Source organism: Sphingobium sp. BHU LFT2 (assembly GCF_018604485.1).
Taxonomy (GTDB): domain Bacteria; phylum Pseudomonadota; class Alphaproteobacteria; order Sphingomonadales; family Sphingomonadaceae; genus Sphingobium; species Sphingobium yanoikuyae_A.
Genome location: NZ_JAFCGW010000001.1, coordinates 147,291 through 160,101, shown reverse-complemented (window position 1 = coordinate 160,101; position 12,811 = coordinate 147,291). Strand labels below are relative to the sequence as shown.

Below are 12,811 nucleotides of genomic sequence, written 5' to 3'. Positions count from 1 at the left end.
GCAGGCTGCCCCTTCAACCTGATTGAAAATCCATCATAAAATGCGCATCTGGCGTGGATGACCAAATTTTCTTTCCTTGTCCGGATAGGGGCCCCGATCGGCGTCCTGCTGGGGACGCCCGCCGCTGCGCAGGAGACGCCCGACTTTTTCGGCGCGGCGCTGTGCCAGCCGCCTTATTCGACCGACAGCGCGACCGCCCTGTATGAAGCCGCCGAAAAGGTCGCCAAAGCAGATACATCGATGTTGGGGGCAGCGGTCTATACGCTGCCCACGCCGATCGAGCGGGACGGCTTTGTGGCGCGGGCGGTGGTCTTCGCCGGCATGTCGGTCGGCGTGCTGCTGGATGGCGAGGTCGCGGAGGCCGCGGCCGCCCGTTATGGGCTTGCCAGGGAAAAGAGCCGCCTGTTCGGCGCGTCGAGCCTGGGCTTTGCGCGGCAACTGGACGATGCGACGCAGGACATGCGCGAGATGGGGCTGATTTCCGTCGTTGCGCGGCAGGGGCCTGCCCTGGTCGGGCGAACATTGCTGACCTGCGAGTTCGTGTCGCATGAGGATCGCAAGGCGCTGGACAGTCAGGAAGGCGATGCGCCCTGATATGAAAAGGGGCGCCCGGTGTCCGGACGCCCCTCCTTCGTGACGGCTTTGCTATGGGGTGCCGTGGATCAGGCCTTGTAGACCTTGTCCACAGCCGCACAGAATTTCGTCATGTCTTCGGCCGAGCCGACGGTGACGCGCGAGACATTGGGCCAGATCGGCCAGTTGCGGCCGATCTGCACCTTTTCCGGCGAGGCGAGCAGGGCGGCCTGCATTTCCTTGGCCGGCTTCTTCCAGTTGACCATGAACATGTTGGCTTCGCTGCCGGGCTGGACTTCGATGCCCTTCTTGGTGAGCCAGGCGATGGTCTGGTCGCGGGCGGCGATCATCTCGTCGCGGCGCGCCTTGATGAGCGCGGCTTCGGGATAGACGGCGTTGCCGCAGGCCATGGCGGTGATCGACAGGCCGCCGGCCGACGGGCCGAACAGCATCAGGCGCTTCTGCACTTCGGGATCGGCGAAGGTGAGGCCGAGGCGGATGCCGGCCATGCCGAACAGCTTCGAGAAGGTCCGCATGACGATGATGTCCTTGCGGTTGCCGATCAGCGAAGCGGCGCTGGGTGCGTCCGAGAAGTGGATATAGGCTTCGTCTACCAGCAGCATGGAATCGGCCGGCTTGTTGTCGAGCAGCCACTTGATGTCGGCGATCGGCGTGATCGTGCCGGTCGGGTTGTTGGGTGTGCAGATATAATAGAGGCCGGCGTTCGGGTTGGCGGCCAGCATGGCCTTGACGTCATGGCCCTTGCCGACGGCCTGGGGTGCCTTGGCGATCGGCGCCTTGAGGTAATCGGCGGTGCGCCAGGCGGATTCGAAGGTCGGGTCGGCGGTCACCAGGCCCTTGGTCGGCGAGCAATAGGCCGCGACGGTCGAGACCAGCGGGCCACCCGAGCCGGGCCACAGCATCACCTGGGCTTCGGGAATGCCCTCCACCTTGGCGATGGTCGAGACCAGGTCGCCGCGATAATTGTCGGGATCATACCAGTTGCCGACGGCGCCGGCCTTGGCGATGGCGTCGACGCCCGAGGGGAAGGGGCCGGTCCAGCATTCGTTCGAGCCGATGCGCACCGCGCCCTTGATGCCGCGGGCGGCCTGCTGCTGCGCGAAGGCGGGCGCGGCCAGCATTTCGTGCATCGCGGCGCCGGCGCCGATCAGGGCGGCAACCTTGGCAAGCTGGCGGCGCGAATAGCCGCGCTCGATCAGGTCTTCCCGCGCTTCCTTGTCCAACATCATGGTCATGCCGATTGTCCCCTTGTTTTCCTGCGAAATGCCTTGGATTTCGTCTGGAGAAACGAAGGCGGAAACAATTTCCGCAATGCAAAAGGGGCTGCGGCACGCTTTATTTTGCGCGCCGCAGCCCCTTTTTCGTAAGGTCAGGTCAGATCAGGCTTTCCAGACCGCATCCACGGCCTTGCAGAAGGCGTCCATTTCGCTGGCCGAGCCGACCGAGATGCGCGAGACATTGGGCCAGATCGGCCAGTTGCGGCCGATCTGCACCTTCTGCGTCAGCAGGGCGGCCTGCATGTCCTTGGCGGGCTTGCCCCAGTCGACCATGAACATGTTCGCCATGCTGCCCGGCAGCACCTTGATCCCCTTCTTGGTCAGATGGGCGATCGCCTTGTCACGGTTGGCCGCCATTTCGGCCTGGCGCGCCTTGATGAGATCGGCTTGGGCGACCGAGACGGTGCCGCAGGCAACGGCCGTCATCGGCAGCATGGCGGTGACCTGGCCACCGTCATAGCGCATCATCTTTTCCATCAGCGATGGCGCGGCGAAGGTGAGGCCCAGGCGCATGCCGGCCATGCCGAACAGCTTCGAGAAGGTGCGCAGCACCAGCACGTCGTCGCGGGTGGCAGCGAGCTTGGCGGCGCGCGGCGTGTCGGTCCAGTGGATATAGGCTTCGTCGACGACCAGTACCGAATCCTTGGGCTTGTTGGCGGCCAGCCATTCGATGTCGCCGATCGGCGTGATCGTGCCGGTCGGGTTGTTGGGCGAGCAGATATAATAGACGCCGGCATTGGGATCGGCCGCCAGCATCGCCTTCACGTCATGGGCATTGTCCTTGGTCAGCGGCACCTTCGTCACCTTGGCGCCGAGCCAGGCGCCGGTGCGCCAGATCGCTTCATAGGTCGGGTCGGCGGTGACGATGCCCTTGGTCGGCGAGGCGAAGGCGACGGCGACGCGGCTCAGCGGATCGGACGAGCCGGGCCAGGCGACGATGCGGTCGGCCGGAATGCCCTCCACCTGCGCGACGGCGGCGAACAGCTTTTCATGCTCATTGTCGGGTTCGTAGCGATTGCCTTCGGTTACCAGCTTGAAGGCGGCTTCGGCGGCGACCGGGAAGGGGCCGGTCCAGCATTCGTTGGCGCCGATGCGGACCGCGCCTTCGACCGGCTTGGCGGCCTGCTGTGCGGCGGCACCGACGGTGCGCATCGCGACGGCACCGGCGCCGAGCAGCGCGGTCACCTTGGCCAGCTGGCGGCGCGAATAGCCGCGGTCCAGAAGCTCCTGTTCAAACTCCGTTGGCGTGGTCGTTTCCATGATCCCTGACTCCCAGACATGCTTGATGCTGCCTTTGTGGCGTTAGACGAATGTACAGCATGTATCCGCCACGCAAATGAGGAAGATGACCTAGCTTATCAGCGATGCGCAACAATCGTGCTTTTCTGCGGGGTTCATGAACATATCGCGAGGAAAGCGCTTGGAAAGAAAGCCATCCATCTGTTAGCGATTTGCCATGCCCAGTACGCCTGCCGCCGCCGCCCGCCAGATCCTCGTCCGCCTGCAGGAGGTGATGGCGGCGCGCACCAGCGCGCAGGCCAAGCTGAACAAGGTGGTGGAGATCATCGGCGAATCGCTGTCGAGCGAGGTCTGCTCCATCTATCTGGTGCGCGAGGGCGTGCTGGAACTGTTCGCGACCCGCGGCCTGAAGCAGGAGGCGGTGCATGTCACCCGCATGGCCAAGGGCGAGGGGCTGGTCGGGCTGATCGCCACCAATGTCGAGCCGCTGAACCTGGACGAGGCCGCCGCCCATCCCGACTTTTCCTATCGCCCGGAAACCGGCGAGGAACTGTTCCACAGCTTTGCCGGCGTGCCGATCGTGCGGCGCGAGCGCGCGCTGGGCGTGTTGTGCGTGCAGCATGTCGAGCCGCGCAAATATGAAGAGGTCGAGATCGAGGCGCTGCAGACGGTCGCCATGGTGCTGTCCGAGCTGATCGCCAATGCCGAACTGGCCGATGACGGCCCGACCGATGCGCGGGTGCAGGAAACCGGATCGAACATCATGACCGGCCTGCAGCTGGTGATGGGCATGGCGCGGGGCCATGTCGTCTTCCACCAGCCGCGCGTCCATATCGAGCATACCGTCGCCGAGGATACGGAAGCGGAGCGGCAGCGGGTCATTTCCGCCTTTGCCAAGATGCGCGAACAGATCGACCGGATGACCGGCACGGCCGATTTCGGGACCGAGGGCGAGCATCAGGAGGTGCTCGAAACCTACAAGATGTTCGCCTATGACGAGGGCTGGATCCGCCGCATCAACGAGGCGATCGACAGCGGCCTGACCGCCGAAGCGGCGATCGAGCGGGTGCAGCAGCGCACCCGGATGCGGATGCGCCAGATCGACGATCCGCTGTTGCAGGACCGGATGCACGATCTGGAGGACATGGCCAACCGGCTGCTGCGCATCGTGTCCGGGCAATTGGGCACGGCGGCGCAACTGGGGCTGCGGCAGGACGCGATCCTGATCGCGCGCAACCTGGGGCCGGCGGAGCTGCTGGAATATGACCGGCGGCGGCTGAAGGGCGTGATCCTGGAGGAAGGGTCGCTGACCGCCCATGTCACCATCGTCGCCCGCGCCATGGGCGTGCCGGTGCTGGGCCGGGTGCGCGACATTCGCCACCGGGTCAATGAAGGCGACCTGATCCTGATGGATGTCGCTGAAAATGCGCTGCTGATCCGGCCGACGCCCGACATGGAGGAGGCGTTCGAGACCAAGCTGCACATCACCCAGAAGCGGCGGGCGGAATTTGCCGCGCTGCGCGACCTGCCGTCGGTGACGCAGGATGGGGCGCGGATCGAGTTGATGGTCAATGCCGGCCTGCGCGAGGATGCGCAGGCGCTGGACATGGTCGGCGCCGACGGCATCGGCCTGTTCCGCACCGAATTCCAGTTCCTGGTCTCGGCGACGCTGCCGCAGCGCGAGAAGCAGCAGCGGCTCTACAAGGATGTGCTGGACGCGGCCGGCGACCGGCCCGTCATTTTCCGCACCGTCGACATCGGCGGTGACAAGGCGCTGCCCTACATGACGCGCGAGGATGACGAGCATGAGGATAATCCGGCCATGGGCTGGCGCGCGATCCGGCTGGCGCTGGACCGCGACGGCCTGATGAAGGCGCAGGCGCGCGCCTTGCTGGAGGCGAGCGCGGGCAAGGTGCTGAACATCATGTTCCCGATGGTGTCGGAACCCTGGGAGTTCGAGGAGGCGCGCACGCTGGTCGAGCATCAGCGGCAATGGCTGATCGGGCAGAAGAAGAAGCTGCCGGTGGCGGTGCGCTATGGCGCGATGCTGGAGGTGCCGGCGCTGGCCGAGGTGCTGGACCTGCTGCTGCCGCAGCTCGATTTCCTGTCGATCGGCACCAACGACCTTACCCAGTTCCTGTTCGCCGCCGATCGTGCCCATCCCAAGCTGGCGGAGCGCTATGACTGGCTGAGCCTGGCGATCCTGCGGTTCCTGGATCGGGTGGTGCGGATCTGCGAGATCTACAAGGTGCCGGTCGGCGTCTGTGGCGAAATGGGCGGGCGCACGCTGGAAGCGATGGCGCTGATTGGCCTGGGTGTGCGGCGGCTGTCGATCACGCCGGCGTCGGTCGGGCCGGTCAAGGCGATGATCCGCGCGATCGATGCGGCCGAATTGCAGGCGCTGATGCGCGATCTGCTGGACAGCGGGGCGAGCGATCTGCGCGCGCAACTGACCAGTTGGGCCGAGCAGCGGAACATCGAGCTGGCCTGAAAAGACACCGCCCCGGCGTTGACAAGCGCCGTCCCGCAATGAGACAAGGCCGCCAATCAAGGTCGCGGAGCAGCATGGCAGACGAACCCGAATTCGAACCCGTCGCGGACGACGCGACGGCAGCGCAGCCCAGCACCCCCGGCGCCAAGTTGCGCGCCGCGCGCGAGGCGCAGGGGCTGTCGGTGCAGGATATCGCCACCCGGACCCGCATCGCCCAGCGCCAGCTGGAGGCGATCGAGCGGGACGATTATGGCGCCTTGCCGGGCATTCCCTATGCCGTGGGTTTCGCCCGCGCCTATGCCCGCGCGATCGACCTGGACGAGGTGGCGATCGCCGCCGACGTGCGCAATGCCGTGCATAATTCCGACATGGGGGCGACCCGCTACGAAGCGTTCGAGCCGGCCGACCCGGCGCGGGTGCCATCGCGCACCCTGGCCTGGACCGCGGCGGTGATCGGCATCATCGTGATTGCCGGCTTCACCATCTGGCGCACCCAGTTGCTGACCCCGCCGACCGGCGAGGAAATCGCCGAGCAGCAGGCGGAAAAGCCCGCCGCCGCGCCCAAGGTCGGCGTGCAGGCGCCGATTGCGGCGCCCGTGACCGGGCCGGTGGTGTTCACCGCCAATGACGATGTGTGGATGCGCATCGTCGACGAGGCGGGCGAGCGGCTGAAGGACGGACTGCTGAAGAAGGGTGAGAGCTTCACCCTGCCGGCCGGCGCGCGCAATCCGACGATCCTGACCGGTCGCCCGCAGGCGCTGGACGTGACCGTGGGTGGCAAGGCGATCCCGCCGCTGGGCGCGGCCGACCGCACCATCGCCGACGTTCCGGTCAGTGCCGAGGCGCTGCTGGCACGGGCGGCTGCACCGGCAGGGGTTCCGGCGGGCGCTCCTGCACCGGCCGGCCAGCCGCCGCGCGCGCCGACGACGCCCGCGGGCGGGCAGGGGAGCGTGCCGACGCCGGCTTCGTCACCGCCGCCGACCGCCGCGCCGCAGCCCAGCGCGGGCAACTGACCCGTCCCATAGCCGGACAGGCAAGAGCGGGCCGCGCTTTATTGCGTGGCGCGTCCGCCTATGGTTAAAGGCGGAAAGATTTAGTCGGGGATCATCATGCGTTACGCCTTTCTTGCCACCACCGCCATCGCGCTGGCGGCCCCGCTGCTGTCGGCCGTGCCGGCCGCTGCCCAGCAGAATCCCACGGTCGAACTGCGGGTCGACCGGCTGGAAAAGGAAATGCGGGCGGTGCAGCGCAAGGTGTTCCCGGCCGGCACGCCGGTAGAAGCGGAAATCACCCGTCCCCAGACGCCGACCATCGCGCCGGGCAGCCCGACGTCGAGCCCGGTGGCCGACCTGACCGCGCGGGTGGGGGCGCTGGAATCGCAGCTCGCCTCGATCACCGGCCAGGTCGAGGAAAACAGCTACAAGCTCAAGCAGCTGGAAGAGGCGTTCAACCGCTACAAGGCGGAAGCCGAAGCGCGGGCGGCAACGCCGGTCGAGGCCGGCCCGCCGGTGATGCGTCCGACGGTCGCGACCGATGCGCCCGCGCCCAAGCCGGCCGCCGCCAAGCCGACGACCCCGCCCGCAAAGTCGGCCGCCGCGCCGGTGGCCAGCGATGCGCGCAAGACGGCGGTGGCGGCGATCGAGAAGCCGGATACCGGCGATGCGGCGGGCGATGCCTATAGCTATGGCTTCCGCCTGTGGGACGCGAAATTCTATCCCGAGGCGCAGGCGCAGCTCAAGGCGACGGTCGACAAATATGGCGACGGGTCGGTCGGCAGCCGCGCCGCCAACCTGCTGGGCCGCGCCTATCTGGACGATGGCAAGCCGGCGCTGGCGTCGGTCGCCTTCTACGAAAATTACCAGAAGCGCCCGCGTGGCGAGCGCGCGCCCGACAGCCTGGCCTATCTGGGCGAGGCGCTGATCCAGCTCAAGAAGCCTGCGGATGCCTGCAAGGTCTATGCGGAGCTGGAACAGGTCTATGGTTCGACCCTGTCGAGCGGCCTGCGCGGCATGATGGACAAGGGCCGGACCAAGGCCAAGTGCAGCGTTTGAGCCGATAGACGTGCCGGAGCTGGCACCTTCCCATCGCCCCGATGCGCTGCGGCTGGCCGTGCGCGCGCTGGTGGACGGGGAGGAGACGGCCCGGTTCGGCATTGCGGTGTCGGGCGGGCCGGACAGCATGGCGCTGTTGGACCTGGCGGTGCAGGCCTGGCCCGGCCGGGTGGCGGCGGCGACGCTGGATCATGGATTGCGGGCTGAATCCGCGGCCGAGGCGGCGATGGTCGCGCGCTGGTGTGCGGAGCGGCGCGTCCCCCATGCGACCCTGGCGCCGGAGACGGAAGTGTCCGGCAATATCCAGGATTGGGCGCGGCGACAGCGTTATGCCCAACTGGAGGCGTGGCGGGCCGGCGCCGGGCTGGACTGGATATTGACCGCCCATCATGCCGACGACCAGCTGGAAACCCTGCTGATGCGGCTCAACCGGGGATCGGGGGTCGGCGGCCTGGCCGGGGTGCGGGCGCGGGCCGGCCGGGTGCTGCGGCCGTTGCTGACGGTGCGCAAGGCGCAGTTGCAGGCCCATGCCGACCAGGCCGGGCTACCCTATGTGCTGGACCCGTCCAATGCCGATCCGCGCTTCGACCGGGCGGCGCTGCGCAAGCGGCTGGATGGCGTCGACTGGATCGATGCCGAGGCGGCGGCGCGCAGCGCGGCAGCGCTGGCGGAGGCGGAGGCGGCGCTGATATGGACGGTGGCGGGGCTGGCGGCCACGCATATCCATCCATCGACCGATGCCTGGGTGCTGGACCGCACCGACCTGCCGCGAGAATTGTTGCGCCGCCTGCTGATCGAGATGCTATGTTCTGCCGACCCGGAGATCGTGCTGCCGCGCGGCGAGGCGCTGGACCGGGCGATTGCCGCGGCGCGGGCGGGGCGGCAGGCGAGTCTGGGCGACTGGCTGCTGCGCGGTGGCGCGGTATGGACCCTGTCACCGGCACCCCCGCGACGCTGAGATTTTCGGAAAAGTTCCACCGTCCGACGCAAGGTGCCAACGGCCGGTCGCTTTTGGGCGGCATGCTGACCGGTTCTTAACCCATGGGCCGTTAACCACATGGCGTGACCAATAGCGGGATTTGTTCGGAATGATGGAATTTGCGGCGCTGACCTATGGCTTGCTGGTCAGCGTGATCCTCTCGGCCGTGAAAGCGGAACCGGAAGCTGAACAAGGCGCATCCGCCGCTGCTTCTCTACATGGGCTATCTGCTGTGCGGCCTGTCCGCCGGCCTGGCGCTGGTGCTGGCCTATGTTGCGCTGTTCCAGCTGACCGGCAACTGACCATCTGAAAATCGACAGGGCCGGAAATCGGCAGCGGACGGCGCGTCCAGCTTGCGCTTTGCCGGCCACACCCTATCTTGCGGGGTGAAAGAGAGTGATGATGAACGACGAAAAAGACCCACAGGGTAATCCCTGGATCAAGAGTGCGATGATTTGGGCAGGGGTCATCATCGCCCTGCTCCTGTTCGTTTCGCTGTTCGAGCGCCCGACCACCCAGGCCGGCAGCGCCATCGCCTATTCGGAATTCCGCGCCAAGGTGCAGGAAGGCCAGGTCAAGGATGTGGCGATCGCGCCCGACCGGATCACCGGCACCCTGTCGAGTGGCCAGGGTTTCAGCACGGTCCCCGTCAATGATCCCAAGCTGACCGACCTGCTGGACGATTATAACGTCAAATATTCGGGCCAGGCCGAACAGCAGCCCAGCTTCTGGCAGATCATGCTGTATCAGTCGCTGCCGTTCCTGCTGATCCTGGGCATCGCCTTCTTCGTGCTGCGCCAGATGCAGAAGGGCGGCGGCGCCGGTGGCGCGATGGGCTTTGGCAAGTCCAAGGCCAAGCTGCTGACCGAAAAGCATGGCAAGGTGACGTTCGATGACGTCGCCGGCATCGACGAAGCCCGCGAGGAACTGCAGGAAATCGTCGAGTTCCTGAAGGACCCGAGCAAGTTCGCACGGCTGGGCGGCAAGATCCCCAAGGGCGCGCTGCTGGTCGGTTCGCCCGGCACCGGCAAGACGCTGCTGGCCCGCGCGATTGCGGGTGAAGCGGGCGTGCCCTTCTTCACCATTTCGGGTTCGGACTTTGTCGAGATGTTCGTCGGCGTCGGCGCGAGCCGCGTGCGCGACATGTTCGAACAGGCCAAGAAGAACGCGCCGTGCATCGTCTTCATCGACGAAATCGACGCGGTCGGGCGCCATCGCGGCGCGGGCCTGGGCAATGGCAATGACGAGCGCGAGCAGACGCTGAACCAGCTGCTGGTCGAGATGGACGGCTTCGAGGCCAATGAGGGCATCATCATCGTCGCGGCGACCAACCGCCCCGACGTGCTGGACCCCGCGCTGCTGCGTCCGGGCCGTTTCGACCGTCAGGTCGTGGTGCCCCGTCCCGACATTGAGGGCCGCGAGAAGATTTTGGCTGTCCACATGAAGAAGGTGCCGCTGGCGCCCGACGTCAACCCGCGCACCATCGCTCGCGGCACGCCGGGCTTCTCGGGCGCGGACCTGGCCAATCTGGTCAACGAAGCCGCCCTGATGGCGGCCCGTCGCGGCAAGCGTCTGGTCGCCATGGACGAGTTCGAAGCGGCCAAGGACAAGGTCATGATGGGCAGCGAGCGCCGCTCGATGGTCATGACCGACGACGAGAAGAAGATGACCGCCTATCATGAGGCGGGCCATGCCATCGTTGCGGTCCATGAGCCGGCGTCCGACCCGATCCACAAGGCGACGATCATCCCGCGCGGCCGTGCGCTGGGCATGGTGATGCGCCTGCCGGAACGGGACAGCTACAGCTATCACCGCGACAAGATGCATGCGAACATGGCCGTGGCCATGGGTGGCCGCGTGGCCGAGGAGATAATCTTCGGTTACGACAAGGTGTCGTCGGGCGCTTCGGGCGATATCCAGTACGCCACCAAGCTGGCGCGCGACATGGTCACGCAATGGGGCATGTCCGACAAGCTGGGTCCGCTGCAATATGAAGAGCAGCAGGGCGAAACCTTCCTTGGCTATTCGCAGAGCCAGCGCGTCCATATGTCGGACGAGACGGCGAAGCTGATCGACAAGGAAATCCGGGGTCTGGTGGAGCAGGGCTATGCCCGTGCGCAGGAACTGCTGAAGGGCCATGAGGACCAGCTGCACCTGCTGGCCAACGCCATGCTGGAATATGAGACGCTCTCCGGCGAGGAGATCAAGGCGCTGCTGGAAAAGGGCGAGATCACCCGCGACGACGGCACCACGATCAAGCCGTCGGTGATCCCGGCGGCGGGGTCGTCCATCCCCAAGACGCGCAAGCGCAAGGGGCCGTTCGGCGATCCGACACCCGCTGGCGCCTAAGCGCCGAGCAGGCAATGGAATGAAAAAGGGGCGCGGCCATGATGGTCGCGCCCCTTTTTCGTTTCCGGTACTTTTGCGTTTCGGACCATTGCGTTGCGTGCGCGAGCGGACCAGAAGCGGGGCCAGACACCATCAATTTTGGGGAAATATCTTGGCCCATTCCCGCCGTGACGCGATGTTTCTGGGACTGGCTTCGACGGCGGGGCTGGCGATGCCGGGGCTGGGCGAGGCGAGGGCGTCGGATAGCTGTGCCTCTGCGCCGGCCTGGCGCCATGGCGCTGAGGGCGAGCGGCTGGCGGACCTTGGCAATGGCCGTTTTCTGAACCCGGTGCTGTCGGGGGATCGGCCCGATCCCAACATATTGAAGGATGGCGACGACTATTGGGCGACCTTTTCGTCTTTCGACTATTTCCCGGCGGTCGTGATCTGGCATTCGCGCGACCTGGTCAACTGGCGGCCGGTGGGACCGGCGCTGACCGCGCCACTGGGTTCGGTCTGGGCGCTGGACATCGCCAAGCATGAAGGCCGCTATTTCATCTATATTCCGGTGTTCAATCCGACCGATCCCAGCTTTTCGGCGGGGCCGGCCATCCCCTGCAAGATTTTCGTCGTCCATGCCGACCGGATGGAAGGGCCATGGAGCGCCCCCGTCGACATGGACATCAAGGGCTATATCGATCCCGGCCATGCGGTGGGCGAGGACGGTAAACGCTATCTGTTCCTGAATGGCGGCGCGCGGGTGCGGATCAGCGATGACGGGCTGCGCCGGGACGGCCCGATCGAGCAGGTCTATGAGGGGTGGCCGATCCCGGACGACTGGATCATCGAAGCGCAGGCACTTGAAGGCCCCAAGGTGCTGCGCCGGGATGGCTGGTTCTACCTGTTTTCCGGGCAGGGCGGGACGGCCGGGCCGCCGACCAGCCATATGGTGATCGTCGCCCGGTCCCGTTCGATCAACGGACCGTGGGAAAATTGCCCGCATAACCCGATCGTGCGGACGGCGCGGGCGGGCGAACCCTGGTGGTCGCGTGGCCATGGCACGGCGGTGGAAGGGCCGGCGGGCGATTGGTGGCTCGCCTATCATGGCTATGAAAATGGCTATCGCACGCTGGGACGGCAGATGCTGCTGGAGCCGTTCGTCTGGGACGCGGATGGCTGGCCGCGCATGACCGGCGGCGACCTGTCGGCGGCGCTGCCCATGCCGGCGGCCAGGCGCGCGGGCGCGCCGGGGCTTGCGCTGTCCGGCCCTTTCAGGCCGAGCGACATGGGGAGCCGGCTGGCCTTCTTTGCGCCGCAGAAGGATTATCTCGATCGTGCCGCTTTCAGGGATGGTGCGCTGGTGCTGAAGGCGCAGGGCAAGGGGCCGGCGGAGTCATCGCCATTGGCCTTCATCGCCGGGGATCGTTCCTATGAGGTGAGCGTCGATGTCGAACTGGAGGGCGGCGCTCAGGCGGGTCTGCTGCTTTTCTACAATCCCCAATATTTTGTCGGCCTGGGGTCGGACGTGGGGGCGCTGCACAATTACAAGGTCGGGCGCGAGCAGGGCTATCCGCCGCCCGGACCGGCGGAAGGTGGCCGTTTTTCGCTTCGGGTCGTGAATGACGACAATGTCGCGAGCTTCCATATTCGCGGCGCCGGCAAGGCATGGCGCAAGATCATTTCCTATGAAGTGTCGAGCTATCATCATAATCTGGCGGACGGCTTCCTGAGCCTGCGCCCGGCGCTGTTCGTATCGGGAGCCGGGCAGGCGCGCTTTTCCAATCTGCTCTATCGCGGGCGGGGCAGCCAGGGGGCGTAGCGACTGGTCGAGGGCCAAGATCGGGATCGCAAG

9 protein-coding genes and 1 pseudogene are annotated in these 12,811 nt (G+C 66.3%); 8 read left to right on the top strand and 2 right to left on the bottom strand.

All coding sequences use genetic code 11. The annotated features are described in order from the left end of the window. The first annotated feature begins 57 nt into the window (after positions 1 to 57). Complete coding sequence (locus JQK15_RS00790; protein ID WP_214862936.1) at positions 58 to 594, top strand: hypothetical protein; 537 nt, start codon at positions 58 to 60, stop codon at positions 592 to 594. A 68-nt stretch (positions 595 to 662) separates the two neighbouring features. On the opposite strand, the gene JQK15_RS00785 is transcribed toward JQK15_RS00790, so the two are convergent. Both JQK15_RS00785 and JQK15_RS00780 read right to left on the bottom strand, forming a co-directional pair. Then, on the bottom strand, positions 663 to 1,829 hold the full coding sequence (locus JQK15_RS00785; RefSeq protein WP_048937677.1) for a pyridoxal phosphate-dependent aminotransferase: 1,167 nt from the start codon (positions 1,827 to 1,829) through the stop codon (positions 663 to 665). Between the two features lie 144 nt (positions 1,830 to 1,973). After that, positions 1,974 to 3,131: a pyridoxal phosphate-dependent aminotransferase gene (locus JQK15_RS00780; RefSeq protein ID WP_004208021.1), complete on the bottom strand. Its 1,158-nt coding sequence runs from the start codon at positions 3,129 to 3,131 to the stop codon at positions 1,974 to 1,976. A gap of 196 nt (positions 3,132 to 3,327) precedes the next feature. Here JQK15_RS00780 and ptsP point away from each other — a divergent pair, with 196 nt between their 5' ends. The 7 genes and pseudogenes from ptsP to JQK15_RS00750 all read left to right on the top strand — a co-directional run bounded on the left by ptsP (position 3,328) and on the right by JQK15_RS00750 (position 12,778). After that, a complete protein-coding gene (gene ptsP / locus JQK15_RS00775) occupies positions 3,328 to 5,601 on the top strand; it encodes a phosphoenolpyruvate--protein phosphotransferase (RefSeq protein WP_004208020.1) in 2,274 nt (757 codons plus the stop codon). Between the two features lie 74 nt (positions 5,602 to 5,675). Continuing rightward, positions 5,676 to 6,614, top strand: a complete 939-nt coding sequence (locus JQK15_RS00770) for a helix-turn-helix domain-containing protein (protein ID WP_214862934.1) — start codon at positions 5,676 to 5,678, stop codon at positions 6,612 to 6,614. 96 nt (positions 6,615 to 6,710) lie between these two features. Further along, complete coding sequence (locus tag JQK15_RS00765) at positions 6,711 to 7,652, top strand: tol-pal system YbgF family protein (RefSeq protein WP_004208018.1); 942 nt, start codon at positions 6,711 to 6,713, stop codon at positions 7,650 to 7,652. A gap of 10 nt (positions 7,653 to 7,662) precedes the next feature. Continuing rightward, on the top strand, positions 7,663 to 8,610 hold the full coding sequence (gene tilS, locus JQK15_RS00760) for a tRNA lysidine(34) synthetase TilS (RefSeq protein ID WP_169860165.1): 948 nt from the start codon (positions 7,663 to 7,665) through the stop codon (positions 8,608 to 8,610). Positions 8,611 to 8,740: 130 nt separating this feature from the next. Next, a pseudogene (locus JQK15_RS26720) lies at positions 8,741 to 8,933 on the top strand (hypothetical protein). A gap of 100 nt (positions 8,934 to 9,033) precedes the next feature. After that, complete coding sequence (gene ftsH, locus JQK15_RS00755; RefSeq protein ID WP_004208015.1) at positions 9,034 to 10,980, top strand: ATP-dependent zinc metalloprotease FtsH; 1,947 nt, start codon at positions 9,034 to 9,036, stop codon at positions 10,978 to 10,980. A gap of 175 nt (positions 10,981 to 11,155) precedes the next feature. Beyond that, the gene (locus JQK15_RS00750) at positions 11,156 to 12,778 is read left to right on the top strand and encodes a family 43 glycosylhydrolase (protein WP_214863902.1); all 1,623 of its coding nucleotides are present in this window, start codon (positions 11,156 to 11,158) and stop codon (positions 12,776 to 12,778) included. The last annotated feature ends 33 nt before the right edge of the window (positions 12,779 to 12,811 follow it).